The organism is Marinobacter sp. BSs20148 (assembly GCF_000283275.1).
Classification (GTDB): Bacteria; Pseudomonadota; Gammaproteobacteria; order Pseudomonadales; family Oleiphilaceae; genus Marinobacter; species Marinobacter psychrophilus.
On record NC_018268.1, the window covers coordinates 2,133,973 to 2,154,199 of the forward strand.

Below are 20,227 nucleotides of genomic sequence, written 5' to 3' on the forward strand. Positions count from 1 at the left end.
ACCAACATGCTTTATTTATTTCTTGACATCATTACGACTGCAGCAATCCTCTTTATTGTTGCCTCTGGTCTGCTGATCATCTTCGGAGTAATGAAGATCATTAATTTTGCCCATGGTGTTTTCCTTACCATCGGTGGTTATTCCTCATTGGTGGTGACCCATTTTGACTGGAACCCTTGGTTCAGTATGCCACTGGCCTTTGTAGCAGGTTGCCTCCTCGGTGCAATCATAGAGCGCACGGTGCTGCGCTTTCTTTATCATCGCCCGCTGGATGCAATCCTGGCGACTTGGGGTTTAGGTATCGTATTAGGGCAATTAATCATTATCGGTTTCGGCCGTGAGGTACAGTTTGCGGCCGGGCCGGTGTCAGGCGCAATGGAGCTATTCGGCGATTTCTATTCGAAATACCGGCTGTTACTTATTATCTTTTCGATGCTGGTAGCAGGAGCAATGTGGTTGCTGCTTAAGGGAACCCGAATTGGTTTGCAGACCCGTGCCGTCATCATGAACGAGCCTTTGGCACGCGGTTTGGGCATTAACAGTTCGCGTGTACGGTTGATCACCTTTTCCTTCGGCGCTGGCCTCGCGTGTCTAGCCGGGGCTTTCATAACGCCACTGTCCAGTGTGGATCCCAACATGGGACTACCGTGGCTGGTTAGCGCGTTTATGCTGGTTTTGGTGTCTGGTAACTCATTCCTGGCCCTCGCCTCTGCTTGTATAGTACTCGGCGGCGCTCAGGTGCTGGCAAGCACCTACATTAGCCCGGTCATAGGTGGTTTAACGCTCGCCGTACTGGCCGCCCTTCTGTTGCGTATTCGTCCAAAGGGGTTTGCATATGACTAGGCTTGTCACTGGTGCCGACGCAAATCGCACTTATCTTGGCCTGCCGCTTCATGTTCGCTTCAAAGCGGTGAGCATCCTGACAGGTCTGGCCTTGCTGGTGGTGCTCGTCGGGCCTTTTGTTCTGGACCCCTACACCCAAAGCGTTCTTGTAAGAGCGTTCCTGCTTGCAATTACTGCCTTAACTGTCGACCTGCTGTGGGGCACCACAGGGATCCTGACTTTCGCCCAAGGTGCTTTTTTTGGCATCGGCGCCTATGCCGCCGGGCTCATGTTCACTCATGTTGGCTATACGGTGGGTACAATGATGCTTGCCTTGTTGGCGGCAATAGCTGTGTCCATGCTCGTTGCCGCCTTTGTTGGCTGGCTCGCCTTTTGGCAAGGTGCAACACCGCTGTATGTGGCGGTGGTTACGCTGGTCTTGCCGATCGTTGTGGTACAACTAATCTACTCCGGTGGCACTTTCACGGGTTCCAGCAGCGGGCTGGTGGGTTTCGATGCGCCAACTTTGTCTATGACCGGCTGGTTCTGGTTTACCGGTACCCTGATGGTTTTGTTAACAGCATGTGCTTGGGTTTTCATCCGTAGCGATTATGGCCGCAAACTTAATGCGGTGCGCGACAACGAAACACGTAGCCGTTATCTTGGAATCCCGACAAGCAGCGTGAAGATCATTCTGATGATGTTCATGGCCGCGCTGGCTTCGTTGGCAGGTTTCATTTACGCCTGTGTAGGCACCATCGTTGCACCAGAACATGCTGATTTTGTCTTTGGTACGGAACTGGTTATCTATGTTGCCCTAGGCGGACGAGGCACTGTTCTGGGGCCGGTCATTGGCACTATCGGGTTAGAGTGGGCCAGTGCCTATGTCAGTAGCATCCTTCCGTTTGTCTGGACCATCATCATCGGTGCCATCTTCGTCGTGGTGATTGTAGTACTGCCAGAAGGATTGCTTCCTCCTCTCTGGCGAACCCTGGCGCGAAGGCTCCCTGCCCGTTTTGTAAATACTGCTAAAAGTACACGGGCAACTGTTTTTCACCCTCTAGTTGAGATCGGTGCTAAATCATCAACAACCTCCCTGACTCAGCCCGCCCTCAGCCTGACCGGTGTCACCAAGCGCTACGGGCATCTGCAGGTGCTGGATGGTATCGATATTCAAATAATGCCAGGAGAACTGGTGGGTATTGTCGGCCCCAACGGGGCTGGAAAAACCACACTCATGCGCTGTATAAGCGATGGAATGGAGCGCAGCAGCGGTACAATTAAAGTGAATGGCAAAAGCATCGACCACAAATCACCTGAGGGCATTACCGCATTAGGGCTTGGACGAAGCTTCCAGAACACCAGCTTGTTCGGAAGCCTTCGCGTGTCTGAGTGCCTCCGCCTTGCGCGCTACCGCCATAATAAACCATCAAAAATCGACACGGCAGACCGAGTCGGACTTCCCCTCGCCGCTATGGAAGTTCTGGAGAGCACAGGATTGCAAACGCAGCTGCAGGAGCAGGTTAACAATCTGCCCCATGGCATGAAGCGAGCATTAGAGCTAATCATGGTGCTTTCCTTAGAACCAAACGTGCTACTACTTGATGAGCCTACAGCAGGACTGACCAAGGCAGACAGGCTCATGATTGGCCGAATTCTGACGGACTTTACAGAACCGCCTTGGCCTTGCCATCGTGCTGATAGAGCACGATTTTGATTTCGTCAAACAGGTCTGCTCCCGACTGGTGGTTCTTCACCGCGGAGAACTGATCCTAGACGGTCCGGTACAGGAAGTAGTCAACTCCGATCTAGTGCAAGAAATTTACTCGGGGCATGTCGAATGAGCGCAAATATTAAAAAACCCACCGTCGGCACCGTCTTGGAATGCCACCATCTGAGCAGTGGCTACGATGATGCGGTTGTCATCGAAGACATTAATATTCAGATAAGCGCGGGGCAGATCTTTGCCATCCTCGGTAAGAATGGCATGGGCAAGTCCACCCTGCTGAAGACCATCATGGGCTTTCTCAAACCCACCCACGGCGAAATCACCTTTGCAGACGAGCCCATAGGTGGCGTCGAGCCCCAAAAACTCGCCCGACGCGGCATCGCATATATCCCTCAGGAAGCCGCCATTTTTCAGGACCTGACGGTAGAGGAAAACCTGCGTTTGGGCCTATCAAATGACCGCCTGCTCCCGAGTGGTATGGAGAAGATAGCAGCCTATTTCCCCATCCTTCCTAAGCGACGCAAACAGTTTGCGGGCACTTTGAGCGGAGGAGAGCAGAAGATGCTACTGATGGCTCGAGCACTGATGAGCAACCCAAAATTGATGCTCGTAGACGAAATAAGTGAGGGGTTGCAACCCACTATGGTGGAGAACATAACGAAAGTGCTCAGACAATTGGCGACAAACGACAACGTGGGCATCCTGCTGGTGGAGCAGAACGTGCGCTTCGTGAGTCGCGTCGCCCACTCGGTGGCGCTATTGGAAATCGGGCGCATCGTGCGTGAAAAACAACTCGACGATGGCACGGATAACGAGCAAGGACTGGCAGAAATGATGCGCGTCTGAACCCTCATACATCAACAAGGAAAATCATTCGTGAAGACACTCCCTCACATTTTTGGAATCGCGCTTGATGACGAACGCTTGGCCCAGATAGTGGAAGCCTATCGACCAATCTTAGGCGAAATTGAAAAACTGCGGACGCTGGATCTCAAGGCAACGTACCCTGCAGTCCATTTCAACCCGTCAACCGCCTACGCCAAAGGGGAAACAAAACAATGAACAGCTCCCCGAACTTTTGGCCACTCCACCAGCAGGTGGCAGCGATCGCAAGGGGCGAGCTCTCTGCACGGGAACTTGTCCTGGGCTATACGGAGCGTCTTACCGCCTTCGACGGCACACTGGCAACTCATGTCGAGCTCAGCCCTACTGCTCTGGACGAAGCGGCGGCAATTGACGATGCAATTGCCAGAGGTAAAACCCTTGGCCCCTTGGCTGGAGCCTGTATTTCGGTCAAGGACAATTACCTGACCAGGAATATGCCCACAAGAGCCGGCACTGACGTGGATGAGCTCTGTTTTCCTGAAACGGATAGTCATGTAGTAAGCAAGCTGCGCGACGCCGGTGCCGTCATCCTTGGTAAAACACGAATGCACGAGTTTGCTTGGGGCAATATCACGCCGCCTACTCGCAACCCGTGGAACACCGACTGTGTGCCCGGCGGTTCCAGTGGCGGCTCAGCTGCGGCCGTAGCGGCCGCACTCTGCAGCTCGGCCATGGGTTCGGATACCGGTGGATCGGTGCGAATTCCCGCCACCCTATGCGGAATTGTCGGGCTCAAACCCACGTTCGGGCTGATTGGACGAACGGGCATCGTGCCGCATAGTTGGTCACTCGACCACGCCGGCCCGCTAACCCGATGCGTAACCGATTCAGCCATAATCCTTGAAGCCCTGGTAGGCCGGGATGTTAACGATCCCTCTTCCGTAAACTCCCCAGATGCCAAATACCAACCGCCGGCAGACCTCACAATTTCCGGCCAACGCGTGGGTGTAATTCGCAACCACTTCTCTGAGCGTCTGTCCACAGACGTGACCGCAAGCTTCGATAAGGCGCTTATCTGGCTAAAGCAAAAGGGTGTGGAGATCCACGAGTTCGATGTGCCTAACCTTGACTATGGCCTGGGCGCAATTTTTGCCATCGAGCTGGCTTCATCCTCCGCCTATCACGAACACGCGATACAGCGAGGCTTGACCCGTGGTTTCAATCCAGATGTGCGAGATTTGGTGGAAATGGGTCGACTGGTTTCAGCGGTGGATTATCTGCATGCGGAACAGTTGCGCACCGAGTTATGTAAAGATTTTGCGAAGATATTCGACACAGTGGATGTCGTAATCAGTCCTACCAGCCCGATCACTGCTTGGCGCGCCGGACAATGGGAACTTGAAATTGACGGTTCATTAGAAAGTGTACTCGCGGCATCATGGCGGTTTACCTATCCTTTCAATCTCACTGGTATGCCAGCCATTACTGTACCTGCAGGGCTTGATAGAAACGGCTTACCCATAGGGTTACAAATTGCAGGGCCGCCATTTTCTGAACGCAAGATCCTTACAGTTGCGGCCGCTTTTGAAGCAGAGCATTCCTATGCCGATGCGACACCTAACGGGTTTAACTAAGTACAAAAAAGCGGAGAAGACTGTGAGCTCAAACAACAAAGGACGTCAGGAAGCCCTCGTGCGGGTTGCCTGCATTCAGATGGAACCTAGGATAGGAGACGTCCAAGGCAATATTGAAAAAAGTATCGCAAAAATAGAAGAAGCAGCAGGTGTTCAGGGCGCCCGCTTGATTGTCCTTCCAGAACTGACGAATTCAGGGTATGTCTTTAAGTCGAGAGAAGAAGCCTTCGCATGTGCAGAAGTCGTGGGCAGTGGGCCAGCATCAATAGCATGGATGAAATTGTGCCGCGACTACAATTGCTGGATTGTTGCCGGTATGGCAGAGCGCGAAGGTGACCGACTGTTCAATGCAGCTGTATGCTTCGGACCGAATGGGCACGTAGGCACCTTTCGCAAGATACATCTGTGGAATCAGGAGAACTTGTTCTTTGAGCCCGGCAACTTGGGATTCCCAGTCTGGCACACCCCTCTTGGGCGCCTGGCGTGTTGTATATGCTATGACCTCTGGTTCCCTGAGAGCTTGCGGATTGCGGCGCTTCAAGGTGCAGACATTGTATGCATTCCTACAAACTGGGTACCGATTCCCGGCCAGGACCCAAACCGGGAGGCCATGGCTAACATCTTGTGCATGGCCGCAGCTCACAGCAACTCTGTATTTATTGCAGCTGCTGATCGAGTAGGTACCGAACGCGGTCAGCCGTTTATTGGCCAGAGCCTGATTGTAAGTTATACCGGATGGCCAATAGGCGGCCCTGCTAGCTTCGACCAGGAAGAGATCGTGTATGCAGATCTAAACCTTGCCGATGCCCGCCGCAAAAGGAATTGGAACGAGTACAACCAACCCCTTCGGGACCGTCGGCACGATGTTTATGACAAGATGCTAGGAAGTCAGAGTCCTCCTGGCTGGCACTAATTAAAAGGGGGGGGTTACCCCAGGAGCAGCGCCTTTACGCCATACCCTCCGTTCTAACGCGAATTTTTCAGTATCAAATACACTTAGCCGCTGACGTGTTCGGACGGAGCCTGATCCTCCGCAACGCCGTGGGCTTTTTTTGTCTTAGGTAACGTTGCATAAAGAGACGCAATAACGATCAGTGACCCACCGAACCACCCCAGCGGTCCAATTTCCTCCCCCCAACCACCACACAGCGAAGATAGCGCCAAATGCTGGCTCCGATCCCATCAACAATGAAACCTTGGAAGGGCTGAGTTTTCGGGTCCCGTAATTTTGTGCGAAAAGGCAAATATTGTACAAAAAACGACCAAGTAAACAACTATTAGCCAGAAGTTGCTGGAACTCGGCAGTCGCATCAGGAAGTCGGGTTCAGTAACCCAAAGTGCTACCAGAGCGCCTGCGGCGACAACGCCGGACTGGATTCCGGTCAAGCTTATGGTTGATATATCCTTGTCGGTGGTCAGTTTCTTGGTGGTGGTGACCATAAAGGCGCGTAAGACCGCAGCGACCAGTATCAGGGCGTCGCCCAAGTTAAACGCCATGTCGTGGCTAATGGTTAAGAGCCCTACCCCCGTGAAGGAGACCACCGCGAGCATGAAACTTTCCCGGCGCGGCTTCTGATTGAAGATCAGCCACTCGGTATAAGGCGTAAATAGCACACACAGGCTAATCAGGAGCGCGGCGTTAGCGGCACTGGTATGCAGAACACCGTAGGTCTCAAACACGAAGACGGCCAGCAATATGCAGCCAGTTGGTAGGCCAACGCGCCAATCGCGACCCTTGCCTGCTCTGTACTCACGGATGAAGAATGGGAGCAAGCAGAAAAAAGTCAGCGAAAATCCAATCGCAACAAAACCCATAACGGAGTAAAAAACCAACGCTTCTTTTTGTGCTGGACGTAGCGGATCAGATTTGTGGCGAGCCTCAAGGGCGGCTGAAAATCGGCGTGCCCAAGGCTTATGGTTCCCAAGTGTTGAAAACCATTATTCCGTCTTTCCTGAACACGTATTCCAATGTCGAGATTCAGCTTCTGGTTACCGACAGAACAATGGATCCATTTTACGATGACGTGGATATTCTGGTGACAATCACGGATAAACCGGTCGAGAGCTTAGTTGCCGTTTGTCTGGGCGACGTACGCTCAGTGCTATGCGCATCTGAAAGTTACATCGCAAAAAGAGGACATCCTGCTCATCCGAGTGAGCTGGCTGACCACGACTGCCTTTCCCTAGGCGAGTCGGCCTTCGACAACGTCTGGTCTTTTGCCAAAGGGCGCGAAACAGCAAGCGTCACGACCTCGGGTCGCTATATCGCCAACCACACCGAAATTCGCAAAGACGCGGTTTTAAACGGGTTCGGAGTAGGCCTGTTTCCCGACTTTTCGGTAACCGATGAAATTGAAACGGGGGTTATGACTCAGATACTGGCGGATTGGTCGATTGTTGGGAAATACCAAGGGCAGGTAAATCTGCAGTACCCACAATCACGATATATCTCACCGTTGGTCAGAGCCTTTGTCAATTTCGCCAAGGAAAGTTTAGGGGCCGGGGCGGTTCAGGTTTCGTAACAACGAAACAGGCTAGCGTAATAATGGCCCGGCCAAGCGCTGTTTCTGTGCCCGGACAGCTTCTGTCAGAAAGTCCATCAAGGCATGAATCCTCACTACGCCTCGCAGGTCCGGGTGCATCAGAAACCACAAGCCGTATTCCAGCTCGGGGATGGGATTTGTGAGCTCGATAACGTCCGGGTCTTCGTCCGCCAGATAACAGGGCAAGACGGCCAACCCCATGCCAGAGCGAATAGCGCTGAGTATGCTGACCAGAGTATCAACACGGTAGACACAGGCTGCCTTCAGCTCGTTTTTGTCCATCCACTGATCCAAGGCTGAATCCTTTAGTCTTGGCCCCGCACCGATCCAAGGCTGGCTGACAAGCGTCTCGACGGAAGCGCCCGGTGTCAGACCGAAGCTTCGGTGTCCGTAGACGGCCTGGCCAATGGTGGTCAGCGGTCGGCCGATCAGATTTTCAGGGGGACGGTTGGATGGGCGAATGGCGACGTCCGCTTCCCTGCGTGTCAGGTTGAACAACTCGTTGGAGATGGCAACATCCAGCACGATGCTTGGATATTTACGCCGGAATTGCGTGAACAGAGGCGCCAGCAATCCCATTAACAGGGAGTCCGTTGTGGTCGCCCAGATTTCTCCACTGGGCTCCAGGTCCCGACCGGCGACCTTACGTTCGGCGGCCAAGGCGGCCTCATCCATAATTCTGGCCGTGTCGGCGAGTTCTTCCCCTGCAAGAGTTGGCTGGTAACCGGTACGGCTCCTCTCAAAGAGCGTAACGCCCAAGCGCTGTTCAATATCTCCCAACCGCCGGAAAATAGTCGCGTGACTTACACCCTGGGCGCGTGAGGCGCCAGATAGAGAGCCTGCGCGGTAGGAGCGTTTTGAACATAGATCTGCATGGCCGTGCCACTGCCAGCCCAGAATGACGTTTGACACGGCTAAAAGGATTGAAAGCACGGCTTTCCCTTCTACCACTTGAAATGATCCGGGGAATCGGCCGCAGGGCCTGACGAGCATGTTCCTGTTTCACTTGGTGTTATATTCCTACCTCGTCCACGTCTATGGTTTCAGGCTCAGCGTGAGCTTGCCTAACCCACTCCCCCATTTGTTCCTGGTCGAGAATGAAGTGCATATATTCTGCAGATACAGTCGAGACTTTGATCCCATAAGTTTTAAATCGCGACGCAACTGGAGCGAACATGCAATCTGCAATAGAGAACTCACCGAACAACCACGGACCAACACTCGAATAGGTTCCTCGGTACTGTGACCAGATTTGATCTATCCGAGCTAACTCCCGTTCAAGAGTCGCATTGAGAGGGACTTTGCGCCCGATCGCGCGGCAATTCATTGGCAATTGGCCGCGAATTGCTGGAAAGCCGGAGTGCATTTCAGCACTGCAGGATCTTGCTTCTGCTCGTGCGCGAACGGAACTCGGCCATCCGCCGCCATCCAGATACTGCTCTGAAATGTACTCGCAAATTGCCAGCGAATCCCAGACGGTCAAATCACCGTCCTTGAGCAAAGGGACTTTCCCTGCATCAGTGTGCTGGGCGATAGTGGCGCGAGTATCGTCCTGATTCAGTGAAATCCGCACTTCCTTAAAAGCCAGACCGTGAACCGACAAAAACAGCCATGGCCTTAACGACCATGACGAGTAATTCTTATTCCCTATGACGAGTTCCACCATTCACTCCTTGAAATATAACGCCTCAAACACTGGCACAGCTTCACTACATCCGAGTGCTTTAATTTTTTAAGCGACTAGTCTGGCGTGTATCCTTATCCCACCCGGACGCTAATGCCATTCTTACGTTCACTTATTGGGGTAAAGCATTTGGTGCAAAGCCTTCGACGATGACTAGATTTCCGCCATTCGACAGTTTGTTCGTTCTTGCATCTAAAAGTGGGGCATATTCTGTCGAGTTATAGAAAGCGAGAGCAGCGTCTTTCGAAGGAAATCGAACGACAACGGTCCAATTACCATACCATTCACCTTCGAGTTCTTCCGCACTGCGGCTCGCCACGAGAAACTCACCGCCATACTTTGTCACTAAGGAAGCAACCGGCATGCCGTATTTGTCAATGTACTCCGGATAGTCCTTGACAGTGATTTGTCCGATTACGAAGCCAGGTCTCGACATGAAGTTCTCTCTTTCTGCTGTTGTGGGCGGTGGGTCAAGTATGGTTTGAAACGATGGTAATGGCGTTTCAGCCCCTTACGCCCGCCATTACCGATGACAAAGCCGCAGCGAAGCGTAGGTTTTACCGGTGCATGGCATGGTGACGTGAGTTTAGTCGACAACGAACAGCTTGGCTTCCTGCTCCGTCGATGAACGGTGAAGCTCTGCATCGTCTGCGACCTGATAGCTCGAACCAGGACCAAGTACAAAACGGCGACCGTCCTCCAGTTCGGTATGAAGTGGAGTGGTCAAGCGTTTTGTGACAACCCAGTAAAGCTGCTTTTCTCAATTCAACAACGGCGGATTTATAACACCAGTGCACGCAATTCCGCCAGAAACTTGTCCACCTGGGCCTCGGTGGTGGACCAGGAACACACCAGACGGGAGCAGCCACCAATAAAATTATAGAACCGCCAACCCTTGGCACGGAGCGCAGCCTGGACCAATTCCGGCAACTCCACGAACACACCGTTCACCTGGCGCGGGTGGCGCAGCTCAATTCCCGGCAGCCCCACCAGCCCATCGGCTAGCCTTTTTGCACAGGCATTGGCATGGCGGGCGTTGTCCAGCCAGACATTGCCCTCCAGCAAACCGCACCAAGGCGCGGAGATAAAGCGCATTTTCGAAGCCAGCTGTCCGGCCTGCTTGCATCGCCACTCGAAATCTTCCGCCAGTTTCCGGTTGAAGAACACAACCGCTTCACCCAGCGCCAGGCCGTTCTTGGTGCCGGAAAAACACAGCACATCGACGCCCACCTTCCAGGTAATCTCCGAAGGATGTACGTCCAGCGCCGCCACCGCATTGGCAAAGCGGGCGCCATCCATATGAATACTGAGTTTATGGCGATCGGCCACGGCCCGGATGGCACGAAGCTCATCGGGCGTGTAAACGGTACCCAGCTCCGTCGCTTGGGTGAGGCTCAGGGCTTTGGGTTTGGGAAAGTGGATGTCACTGCGCTTGGTCACCAGCTGCTCGATACTTGCTGGCGTCAACTTGCCGTCGGGCCCATGCCCCAGCAATAACTTGGCACCATTGGACGCATACTCCGGCCCACCACACTCGTCGGTCTCGATGTGCGCCATCTCATGGCAGATCACACTGTGGAACGACTGGCCGATAGAGGCCAGCGCCAGCGAATTGGCGGCGGTGCCGTTAAAGACGAAGTAGACATCGCAGTCGGTATCAAAAAGCGTGCGCAGACCATCAGAGGCCCGCTGAGTCCAGACGTCCTCACCATAGGCTGGCTCGTCCGCCCGGTTGGCCTCGGCCATAGCGGCCCAGGCCTGCGGGCAAATACCACTGTAATTGTCGCTGGCAAACTGCTCAAACTTAGACACAATTGCGCTCCTGAAATCATGGTCCGGTTAGCGGACAGCCCTTTACGTTACACGGTTCTGGCCATTACGCCAGTAATGCCAACGCCTGAAGCGCTAACTAAGCAAGCTAATGATGTGCTACAAAAGTTAACCAATTGTCCCTCTAAAAGCTCTTTGCGAATCATCGGCCGCCGGAGAAACGGAGTTATGGTCGTGTGTACTTTGAAATCAGCGCATGTTGCAAATTACCTCATATACGCCCATACGCTTTACAGCGGAGCCGCTGGCCTATTTAGGGGTGGCAGAAAGCCCTGACACCATAGACAAGGAAACCCGCGAAGTTCTGGGAGAAAACCCACACATTAACCTGATAATGAAATGGCAAGTGCCGTTCAAGCATTTCGCAGCGTGGGCGTTGTGGATTGAAGCGTTATGGGGCCACGGTTTTGCCCACCTGGAAAAAATTAAAGATCCACAATATGACGGCGACTGTCCGGTGCCTGACCCGGGAGAAATCACGCCAATAGGCTTTGAACGCTCAGTGTGCCCGCCATCACGCACCTCCGAGACTTGCGATCAGGTCAGCGGAACCCCCGTTTTGGGTTGTGACACCTGGCAACCCTCGCTCCAGCTGGTGCGTGGCGTAGGCATGGCGCAGGGCGTGAATGCCACCGCATTTTTCAATGCCACTGGTTGTCTTGGCTGTGTGGTAGACCTTCTGAAGCGTGGTGATATGAAGGTGTCTGTCCGGGAGTAAATCTGTGCGCAATGACAATTCTCTGCACTCGCGACGATAATGCAGAAAAATTCTGGTGTAAGCGCTAATCGGTTAAGGATGGACAGGTTCTTGAGTACTTTGGAAAGAGTCTTTGCTGCCAGTTCCTGGTTCCTCGATATTGAACGTGCTAATTAGAATCCCCCGCCGACCTTCCTATCGTATTTCGTACCTCAAGCTTGAGCCAGTCACGTAATCTTTCGAAACGATTGGTTTCGGCAAAACTTGGGGAGCAGACCAGCCAGTAGCTGGATCGCATACGGACCGATGTGCCGACTGGCTGGAGATAGCCTGCCTCGATATCGCCTTCGACTAGCAGGGTTCGACCCAGGCCCACACCCATGCCGCCGATGACTGCCTGCAGCATCAGATCGGCACGATCGAATTGGTGGTCCGGTATAAAGTCGTCTATTACCAGTCCGCTTTTGGAAAGGTAGTAGTCCCAGCTAAAATCGGTGTTATCGATTTCACCGCGGCGATCAGCCAGGAATATAGTTTTCGGGTCGGTTAAGAGTGAGGCATCACTGTTTACGTCACCCAGATAGTTTGAACTGACTACTGGGTGTACCCAGCAATGCGAGAGGTGCGACGAATGAAAGCCTGGAAAAGGTCCGTGACCAAACCGGATCGCAGCGTCGGCTTCGTTGCTGTGAAAATCCACCACTTCCTCCTTAACATCAACTGATATATTTAGATCTATCGCGTGTGCGTTGGGCAGTGCCGGGATCAACCATTTCATCGCCAGTGACGAAGACAGCGAAAGCTGGATCAAGTTAGTCGATCGGCTTCGTTCGAGCTTGTCTAGTGCGGTATCCCACCTGGCCAGGTTATCGATTGCGGCATGACACAGAATTTCTCCCATTTCGGTCAGTCGTAGTTGTCGCGTGGTGCGATCAAACAGGCTGTGACCAAGCGCGCCTTCGAGCGATTTGGCTCGGTGACTCACCGCCGACTGATCCACTTTCAACCGTTCGGCTGCTTTGGTGAAACTCAATTCCTCAGCGATTGCGGCCAGCATTGGGGTGGCTTGAACGAGTTTAGCGATGGTGTCATGTCTATTCATATTAATGAGTTAAATTCATGTATTTATGAGTTCTCATTTTCGGGTTAATGGCCTAATTTTAGCAACTAGTCAGCATTATCGTCATTAATTTTGGAGAATAACATGAATAATACTCAAGTCTCGGCAAAAACTATTCAGGCCCAGATCGTCAATGGTTTCGAAACGGAAGGGGGAGGCGGGAACCCTGCAGGCGTTGTGCTCGATGCCGACCAGCTGGGCGAAACTGACATGCTGCGTATCGCCGCGAAAATTGGCCTGTCCGAAACCGCGTTCGTTTCTGCGTCAGATACCGAGGGGTTCAAACTCGATTTTTTCACCCCAAACCGCCGCATCGCCCACTGTGGTCATGCGACTATCGCGGTGTTTTCCTATCTGGCGGAACTGGGACGGGTTGCCGAAGGCGATACCTCGAAAGAAACCGTCGATGGCCCGCGCAAGATATCGATCAAGCATGGCGCGGCCTATATGGAACAATTGGCGCCAACCTATCGGATGGCGGATGACTGGGTAAAAGACGACGTAACAGTTGCCGAGGTTCTGCAGTCGCTCGGGCTAACCGAGAGTGATTTGACCACGGGTGTCGGCCCCATGCTGGTGAACACTGGCAATAGCTTTATCGTCGTCGGCGTGAAAGACGGCACGACGCTCCGTGACTTAAAGCCGGATTTCGAACGCATCTCTACCATCAGTGAAAAACTCGACCTGATCGGCTATTACGTCTTCACCACCGATCGCAATGCCACCGACAAAGATGCCACCACCCGGATGTTCGCACCGCGTTACGCGATCGAGGAAGAGTCGGCGACAGGTATGGCAGCAGGGCCACTAGCCTGCGTTTTGCACGATCACATGCACCTCGACAAAGATGTGCTTTTAATTGAACAGGGTCGGTTCATGAAACCTGCCTCGCCGAGTCTAATCACGGTAGAACTCGCCATTGAAAACGGTAAAATTCAAAATCTGATGGCAGGCGGAGAAGGAAAGGTTTCAAGAATTTTGAGTATCGATTACTAGAATCTGATGCGATTCAGTTCGGTGAGGGAATTACTTAGAGGTTGAATGGTAATCCCCCCATTTTTAACCACCCTCTTGCGTAGAGGATCAAGCTGCCTTTCGCAGCTGGGCCGGAGGTGACCCTGATCCCGTATTAGATCCGGCCAGAATTGGCAATCCGGCTCCTGACCCCCGACACTCATGACAAACTCCAGCCTCAATGGACTTACCCCGGTGCACTGCCCCTCGTCAGCCTAGATAAGACGAACACGATTTTTTTCAAACGCGTTAAGACGAATTCGCTCATTGGGTCCTTCCCATTAGAAACTCACCATCGCGGGGATCGCGGAGCGCGGTATTCGGTTGTTTTCAAAAAACCTTTAGCACCACAATTTGAATTTTACCGCCGGTGGGTATACCCCCCTAAAAAAGTAATAGGTGATATAACCAGAAAAACCAAAAAAGTGATCAAACCCTGTCACACCATGAGTTCCCATCGGTGGATGAGCTCACTTACGGCGTCGACGATGCAATTTGGACAACGGGGTTGCAAAACACCGCTAGTACAAAAAGCTATTTTCGAAAGTGATGCCCGCAAACATGCAACCAGCAATCTAACTGCCGGCAATAGGTTCGGCGTCCGACACACGAGCCAAACATTAGCGTTTGACTGCTGGAGCATGGCATCTGACGGCAAGAATCGCGCTCAATGTAAGCCAAGGATTTCGTCGGTTATAAGCCAAGGCTGACAAGGCCACAGTCACGGGTTTGCGGGTATTCGCGTGCCTCGTGTAAAGATGCCCAAAAACTCACCTACGGTCTACGTAGAAATCTGGCTTTGGTGCACACCCTGCTGGCCAGCTGGGGGAGCGGGCCGCCCGAATCGAGACAGTATCCGGCGCGGACTATCGTTTGCGACCGCGCTGAACCCTAAAATACTTTCCACGGCTTTTCCACAGCAATGAACTTAGTTCACGCAGGAACTGATCAGCCGAATGTCACAGGCGGCTGCGCTGCCCGATTGACGCTCAGTGAGAATACATCGGGGCGTGCGTAGTGACCACTGACGTCGAATTTGCGGCGTGAGGATCGGGCGGCACTGACGTCTATCTCAGCGAACAGCAACCCTTTCTCCTTATGCATCGGCCCTGCATGAATACCTCCAAATGGCTTGTAGATCACCGCATCGCCGGGATTCACCCATTCGTCCTTATTCGGAAACAGCTCGTCGTAATAAGGAATGTCGGTGGGAATATCCGAGGCTTCGAGCGAGGTTGCGCAGCCAATCACCCAGCAGCCGCCCTCGCGCGCAATATGTTGCATGGTGGCCAGCCAGGTCTCGCCGCTGTCCCAGGTGGGCGCCACGTAGATGTCGAGGTTCTGGGCATACAGCGCGAAACGCGCCAGCGGCATGTAGTTTTCCCAGCACAGCAGAGTGCCGACACGCCCGACTGCGGTCTCGACAACATTGAGACCCGAACCGTCACCGAATCCCCAGACCATTCGTTCTGGATTGGTCGGCATCAGTTTGCGGTGGTTGTTGGCAATGGTTCCGTCGGCGTCGATGATGATGCAGCTGTTGAACAAGGTGCTGCCGCTGACCGAGCCATCGATTTCCTGATAGCCAGCCACAATGACAACCTCGTGTTCCTTCGCGGCTTCCTGTAAGGGGGTCATGCCGCCCCGGCTCAGGTCAATTGAATTGGCTTGCAGGCGGGCGAACAACTCGTCGGTTTTGCTCATCCCTGCGCCGGGGGGGAAACGCCAGACAAAGGTGGGGTATCCGGGAAGCCACGCTTCGGGGAAAACCACCATCTGAGCGCCCTCGCGTGCGGCTTTTTCGATCAGCTGGATCGCGCGAGACATCGTTTTATCCAAGTTTAGATATACGGGTGGTTCTTGAACAATGGCGATCTTTTTCATGTCTTTCTCCCTCTAGGGTTTGCCCCGAAAGGCACAGAGTTATTCCAGTACCTGTTCACCTGATCCACCGGCTTCGGACGGAATATCGCGAAATTTTGGCAGGCCATCTTTTATCGGCAGCACCGTTTCGGCATAGTTCACATGCGCGTGAGGCACGAAGGCCAGGCTGGGAATCGTCGCCGCGGCGATGTCGATTAGCCCCATTCCGGGGTGGTTGGTCATGACATGCCCGCCGCATTTCGAGCAAAACTGCCGCTCGGATTTCGGCGTCTTGGCGAACGTATCAAGCAATTGACCCCCTTTGATCACGCGCACCTTGTCAGGTTGCCAAAGCGTGAATGCGCTCACCGTTCCCGCGGACCAAGAGCGGCAGGATTCGCAGTGGCAATAGGCCATCATTTCCGGTTCACCGGAAACTTCGATTTCAACGCTGCCGCAAAAACAGGCTCCTTTGTGTGTGTTGGTCATGTTCAATCCCTTCTGATTGTTGAGTTGGATGTTTAGTTTATGCGTCAACCTTCGTCGCGGCGGCGACTAGCATTTCGCAGGGGCCTTCGAACCGGCCATCTATCTCAAACTCGCCAAGCGCCTCCTCAATCTCGGCCCAGGTGTCATCCTGCTCCTGTTCAGACAAGCCGCCCATCATTTGATGCAGGGCGCCAAAGCTCTCCTGTTCGAATTGCAAGCATTCAAGGGCGGAATCCAGACGAACCGGCGCGTCGACACGCTCGATCTCAACATCCAAAAACCCAGCATCTCTGAAACGTTGTGCCAGTAAATCAGGATCACCAAGGCTGAACGGCCCCGGCTGTCCCGGAAGCGGGGCGGGAAGTGCCGCACGGCGTCGGATGATGCCGACGGGGACCGAAAAAAACCCGTTCAGGTCGGGCCCGGCATAGGTGATGGCCCCGACTCGCCCACCGGGACGCAACTGATAGCGCATGCCTGTCAGAGCCCTGTGCTGGTCGGGGAAGTAGATCAGGCCGATCCTTGAAATCACTGCGTCGAACGGATCGGCGTAGATCTCGGAAAGCGCCTCGCCGTCCCTGACTTGCGTCTCGATCTGGGTAAACCCCGCCAATCTGGCGTTGGCGGCTGCATGCTTCAAGATGATGGGCGACAGGTCGGTAGCCAGAACATAGCCGGTCGGTCCGGTGCGTCTGGCGGCGGCCAATGTCTGTTCGCCGGCCCCGGCCGCGACATCGAGCACCCGGCTGCCGGTCTGCACATTGGTCATGTCGAGCATCATTTCCGTAGCCGGGCCAAGCCAGCGTGTCAGAAGCGGTGCCCAACTGTTCCACGCGCTCGCTGCCCCGTCCCACTGAGTGCGGGTCGTTTGCTTGAAGGCGACCGGGTCGAAAACTTGTTGCTTGGTGGTCATGACCTCTCTCCTCGTTTTTGCTCATTTGTTGCCAAAACCATGGCATGGGCCCAGACTTCAAACAATTAGCAAAATTTCGACGTCGCTTTTGCAATAATGCACAAACCCGGATGGCCAACATGCATTGGGACGACCTAAGAATATTTCTCGCCGTTGCGCGCGCGGGCTCGATCAGCGGCGCGGCAACGCGACTGGGCGTGCAGCATTCGACCGTTTCCCGGCGCTTACGTGCGCTGGAAGAGCGGCTGGGCACCCGCCTGACCGAACGCAAGACATCGGGTTATGAACTGACCGACGCCGGTGAAGAGCTGCGACTATCGGCGTGCAAGATCGAAGCCGAAATCCTTGAATTCGAGGGTGCTAGAAGTGGTGAGGATACCGGCGCGACCGGCGAGTTGCGTGTCACAGCCATCAGCAACATGGCGTCATCGGTGTTGATGCCCGTCTTCGCACGGTTCAGCGCGGCCTATCCCGACATCGAGCTTCATGTGCTGGTGAGCAACAAGTTCGTGAAGCTCGCCGAACGAGATGCCGACGTTGCCATAAGACTGACCAACACGCCGCTTGACACCCTGGTTGGCACAAGGCTGACCACGGTTGCCTCAGCTATCTATGGCGAGCGCGCCTATTGCGCACAGGTAAAAGCAACCGAGCGCCCTGAAAAATGGCTAGGCGTTGAGTGCTGCGGGTTCCATAGGTCCTGGACCAAGGATGCTTGTCCGGATCATGACCACAATTTCTATGTCGATGACACGCTCCTAACCCTTTCCGCCATTAAAGCGGGAGCCGGGCAGGCCTATCTTCCCTGTTTTATGGGAGACAGCGAGCCGTTACTTGTGCGTTTCAAGCCGCCCGAACCACAGCACGATTTGGGGCTGTGGCTGCTCTATCACCACGATTTGCGGCACAGCAAGCGAGTGCGATTGTTCCGCGAGCACATGCGGTGCGAGATCACCGAGTTGCGCGCCCTGTTCGAGGGGCAGCTTGCTGTCAAATGAATGAGGCTATGGTTGTTTGACTTGCCTCGGTAGCAGCCTTCTCGCGTTTAAGTCCGGTTTCAGCGCGAGTTCCCAGTCCTTTGATGTTGAAACCCTTCATTTGTGGTCATCACAAGATGCACTTGTACTCAAAATGTTAGCTATGGCCTTACCGGATACCTTGGCATTATCCCCACTTTGTACCCATATCAGGGACATGGGGGTTAAAAGCCACCGTGAATACCCTGCACGCAGCGCTACCCGATTACAGCTACGTGATGAAAACCGATGTGAAAAACTACTGTGAGTCCATTGACCACACGATATTGCTCAAGCAACTGAATAAAGACATTACCGACCTGTTTATCTGGCGCTTGTTAGTGCAGTTTGTGAAATGCAGCGTTGAAAGGGGCGGTACGTTTACATCCATTACCTGCGGTATATCACGAGGCTGCCCGTTATCACCGGTTATCACGGTTTATTACTTAAAGGGATTGGATGAGCAGATAGAAAGTGACCCTCGCTATTTTTATCTCTGGTTTTGGACGACATCATTGTATTAGCGAAAACACGCTGGCATTTACGCAAGGCGGTGAGGACAGTCAATTAACACTTTAACCAATTAAAAGTGGAGCAAGCGCCGGATAAGATCTTTATTGGCAGAATATCAAAAGGCTTTTTTTAGGTTATCAATTCGGCAAAAAAATTAACCGTGTCAAAACGAACCATACACAATCACTTTCGTCGATTAACGCAGCTTTATGAGCAAAAAACGCATCAACCAAACTGGAAGATGCTTCTTGATGATTATCGACGACGTTGGGTTACATGGGTTTATTCAGGCATTCCCACGTCGACAATCTATTTTGATAAAGAAACTGATTTTTTAAGATTGTTTCTCAAATCGACGTAATGCTAATCCCATAATACCTATTGCAACAAGGGCAAAGGATGCCGGCTCGGGCACAGGGACCGGGGCCGGAGCCGGAGCCGGAGCCGACCAATCCCAGGAACCTTCTGCACTGTCCGACTGAGAACAGCCGTATTTCGTCAGCCTATTGCTGAAAAAAGGCTCAACCTTCGTTACGTGCGATCTCCTTGGAGTTCTGCCAATAACTGTACTTAGATATCGGTTTAAGAATAGATTCACTCACACAGCAAAGAGTTTTTTACGCAACGAATCTATCCGGAGAATTTCCAACTTAAGCGAAGGATGCGTTGGACGGTTAACGCCTGCATAAACGGCGGCTTTTACGCAGCGAAGCGGAGAAAAAGCCGTTCGGTGGAGGCCCTTCGGGCCGGAACGTATTTGATGCACTTGTTAGGTATTGAATACTGGCCGGAAAAAGGACCGCTCGTAACTCACAATGCAGTCAGTCTCTTTTGCATATTCAAAAGCTGCAATGCACTCAGGATCTTCGAAGGATTTTACTCTGTATTCCTCGTATGCCGCCAAACTAGGAAAGGTGAATAGAGCAAGACCGATATTGTTGGCTCCCTCCGAAGGCAGAAAATAGCCATGGTGCTGGCCGCCAAATTTTTCGACAAGCGGAATCCATAATTTTCCGTAGTGCTCAAATTCTTTCAGTTTATGGGGATTGAGAACATATCTGAGATAACAGGTAACCACTCTACTCTCCTTGTTGATACCTAACAGTGATTATACCGCGTTCCGCGATATTGCAGAAAAGGGCGCTCCACATAAGCCCGCATCCCTCTTTTCTCCCGAGGCCTTAAATCCATATTTAATCAGAAGCTTAGCTCATTCCACCCAGTGTCGCCAAGTCATCGCCTGACCTCTCGTTTTCGCTCGCACAATAAGACTGCATGAAGTTACAGCTTTGGAAAGTTCGAACGATCATGGACGCGATTGCAGGGTCACTAATGGACGGGTTTCGTGTGAGACTATCTATGCAGTGGAGTGGCTTGCTGACCAAGCAAATTACGTATCTAGAATACAGATTTGTGGAAGGATGCCGTAGATCCAACTGTCTACCTGAAAAAGACGGCGATGGAGAGAGCTGGAGAGAAGTTTCGTAACTTACTAATTTTAATGGTGCTCCGAACCGGAATCGAACCGGTACGAC

Annotated in this window: 22 protein-coding genes; 11 read left to right on the plus strand and 11 right to left on the minus strand. The window is 53.0% G+C overall.

The features are described 5' to 3' along the window. Positions 1-6: 6 nt before the first annotated feature. The 6 genes from MRBBS_RS09665 to MRBBS_RS09690 all read left to right on the plus strand — a co-directional run bounded on the left by MRBBS_RS09665 (position 7) and on the right by MRBBS_RS09690 (position 5,923). Positions 7-843: a branched-chain amino acid ABC transporter permease gene (locus tag MRBBS_RS09665; RefSeq protein ID WP_014871314.1), complete on the plus strand. Its 837-nt coding sequence runs from the start codon at positions 7-9 to the stop codon at positions 841-843. Then, positions 836-2,539, plus strand: a complete 1,704-nt coding sequence (locus MRBBS_RS09670) for an ABC transporter permease subunit (protein ID WP_014871315.1) — start codon at positions 836-838, stop codon at positions 2,537-2,539. Before MRBBS_RS09665 ends, MRBBS_RS09670 begins: the two co-directional genes overlap by 8 nt. Positions 2,540-2,662: 123 nt before the next feature. Continuing rightward, positions 2,663-3,397, plus strand: coding sequence for an ABC transporter ATP-binding protein (locus tag MRBBS_RS09675; protein ID WP_014871316.1), 735 nt, complete (start codon positions 2,663-2,665; stop codon positions 3,395-3,397). A 30-nt stretch (positions 3,398-3,427) separates the two neighbouring features. Next, positions 3,428-3,613: a hypothetical protein gene (locus MRBBS_RS09680; protein WP_014871317.1), complete on the plus strand. Its 186-nt coding sequence runs from the start codon at positions 3,428-3,430 to the stop codon at positions 3,611-3,613. Then, positions 3,610-5,010 (plus strand): amidase, encoded by a 1,401-nt coding sequence (locus tag MRBBS_RS09685; protein ID WP_048385643.1) that lies wholly within the window; start codon positions 3,610-3,612, stop codon positions 5,008-5,010. Before MRBBS_RS09680 ends, MRBBS_RS09685 begins: the two co-directional genes overlap by 4 nt. Then, positions 4,985-5,923 carry a nitrilase family protein gene (locus MRBBS_RS09690; protein WP_014871318.1) on the plus strand — a complete coding sequence of 313 codons (939 nt, stop codon included), beginning with the start codon at positions 4,985-4,987 and terminating at the stop codon, positions 5,921-5,923. Before MRBBS_RS09685 ends, MRBBS_RS09690 begins: the two co-directional genes overlap by 26 nt. Before the next feature lie 269 nt (positions 5,924-6,192). Here MRBBS_RS09690 and MRBBS_RS09695 read toward each other — a convergent pair whose 3' ends face one another. After that, positions 6,193-6,825, minus strand: coding sequence for a DMT family transporter (locus MRBBS_RS09695; protein ID WP_050996623.1), 633 nt, complete (start codon positions 6,823-6,825; stop codon positions 6,193-6,195). Between the two features lie 29 nt (positions 6,826-6,854). Here MRBBS_RS09695 and MRBBS_RS09700 point away from each other — a divergent pair, with 29 nt between their 5' ends. Further along, entirely contained in the window at positions 6,855-7,532 is a 678-nt protein-coding gene (locus MRBBS_RS09700; RefSeq protein WP_014871321.1) for a substrate binding domain-containing protein, read from the plus strand. 12 nt (positions 7,533-7,544) lie between these two features. On the opposite strand, the gene MRBBS_RS09705 is transcribed toward MRBBS_RS09700, so the two are convergent. The 4 genes from MRBBS_RS09705 to MRBBS_RS09720 form a co-directional block, all read right to left on the minus strand. Beyond that, positions 7,545-8,486 (minus strand): LysR family transcriptional regulator, encoded by a 942-nt coding sequence (locus tag MRBBS_RS09705; protein ID WP_227497501.1) that lies wholly within the window; start codon positions 8,484-8,486, stop codon positions 7,545-7,547. A 79-nt stretch (positions 8,487-8,565) separates the two neighbouring features. Further along, positions 8,566-9,219 carry a glutathione S-transferase family protein gene (locus MRBBS_RS09710; protein ID WP_227497502.1) on the minus strand — a complete coding sequence of 218 codons (654 nt, stop codon included), beginning with the start codon at positions 9,217-9,219 and terminating at the stop codon, positions 8,566-8,568. A 130-nt stretch (positions 9,220-9,349) separates the two neighbouring features. Beyond that, positions 9,350-9,673 carry a DUF1330 domain-containing protein gene (locus MRBBS_RS09715; RefSeq protein ID WP_050996625.1) on the minus strand — a complete coding sequence of 108 codons (324 nt, stop codon included), beginning with the start codon at positions 9,671-9,673 and terminating at the stop codon, positions 9,350-9,352. Between the two features lie 344 nt (positions 9,674-10,017). Beyond that, positions 10,018-11,052, minus strand: a complete 1,035-nt coding sequence (locus tag MRBBS_RS09720; RefSeq protein ID WP_227497655.1) for a threonine aldolase family protein — start codon at positions 11,050-11,052, stop codon at positions 10,018-10,020. Positions 11,053-11,263: 211 nt separating this feature from the next. Here MRBBS_RS09720 and MRBBS_RS19670 point away from each other — a divergent pair, with 211 nt between their 5' ends. Then, positions 11,264-11,785 carry a hypothetical protein gene (locus MRBBS_RS19670; protein WP_041635228.1) on the plus strand — a complete coding sequence of 174 codons (522 nt, stop codon included), beginning with the start codon at positions 11,264-11,266 and terminating at the stop codon, positions 11,783-11,785. A gap of 148 nt (positions 11,786-11,933) precedes the next feature. Here the strand turns inward: MRBBS_RS19670 and MRBBS_RS09730 are convergent, their stop codons facing one another. After that, positions 11,934-12,866: a LysR family transcriptional regulator gene (locus MRBBS_RS09730; protein WP_014871328.1), complete on the minus strand. Its 933-nt coding sequence runs from the start codon at positions 12,864-12,866 to the stop codon at positions 11,934-11,936. A 102-nt stretch (positions 12,867-12,968) separates the two neighbouring features. Between MRBBS_RS09730 and MRBBS_RS09735 the strand changes: the two genes are divergently transcribed. After that, the gene (locus MRBBS_RS09735; RefSeq protein WP_014871329.1) at positions 12,969-13,880 is read left to right on the plus strand and encodes a PhzF family phenazine biosynthesis protein; all 912 of its coding nucleotides are present in this window, start codon (positions 12,969-12,971) and stop codon (positions 13,878-13,880) included. Positions 13,881-14,846: 966 nt separating this feature from the next. On the opposite strand, the gene MRBBS_RS09745 is transcribed toward MRBBS_RS09735, so the two are convergent. The 3 genes from MRBBS_RS09745 to MRBBS_RS09755 are packed head-to-tail and all read right to left on the minus strand — an operon-like array spanning position 14,847 to position 17,163. Continuing rightward, entirely contained in the window at positions 14,847-15,782 is a 936-nt protein-coding gene (locus MRBBS_RS09745; RefSeq protein ID WP_014871330.1) for a carbon-nitrogen hydrolase family protein, read from the minus strand. 39 nt (positions 15,783-15,821) lie between these two features. Next, positions 15,822-16,256 (minus strand): GFA family protein, encoded by a 435-nt coding sequence (locus tag MRBBS_RS09750; protein ID WP_201764314.1) that lies wholly within the window; start codon positions 16,254-16,256, stop codon positions 15,822-15,824. Positions 16,257-16,287: 31 nt separating this feature from the next. Next, positions 16,288-17,163 carry a class I SAM-dependent methyltransferase gene (locus MRBBS_RS09755; RefSeq protein ID WP_014871333.1) on the minus strand — a complete coding sequence of 292 codons (876 nt, stop codon included), beginning with the start codon at positions 17,161-17,163 and terminating at the stop codon, positions 16,288-16,290. Positions 17,164-17,282: 119 nt separating this feature from the next. Between MRBBS_RS09755 and MRBBS_RS09760 the strand changes: the two genes are divergently transcribed. Further along, positions 17,283-18,161, plus strand: coding sequence for a LysR family transcriptional regulator (locus tag MRBBS_RS09760; protein ID WP_014871334.1), 879 nt, complete (start codon positions 17,283-17,285; stop codon positions 18,159-18,161). 215 nt (positions 18,162-18,376) lie between these two features. Further along, a complete protein-coding gene (locus tag MRBBS_RS18670; protein WP_014871335.1) occupies positions 18,377-18,703 on the plus strand; it encodes a hypothetical protein in 327 nt (108 codons plus the stop codon). 323 nt (positions 18,704-19,026) lie between these two features. Here the strand turns inward: MRBBS_RS18670 and MRBBS_RS20460 are convergent, their stop codons facing one another. Both MRBBS_RS20460 and MRBBS_RS09770 read right to left on the minus strand, forming a co-directional pair. Then, complete coding sequence (locus MRBBS_RS20460; RefSeq protein ID WP_083847037.1) at positions 19,027-19,290, minus strand: PEP-CTERM sorting domain-containing protein; 264 nt, start codon at positions 19,288-19,290, stop codon at positions 19,027-19,029. A 171-nt stretch (positions 19,291-19,461) separates the two neighbouring features. Beyond that, the gene (locus tag MRBBS_RS09770) at positions 19,462-19,770 is read right to left on the minus strand and encodes an NIPSNAP family protein (protein ID WP_014871337.1); all 309 of its coding nucleotides are present in this window, start codon (positions 19,768-19,770) and stop codon (positions 19,462-19,464) included. Positions 19,771-20,227 lie beyond the last annotated feature (457 nt).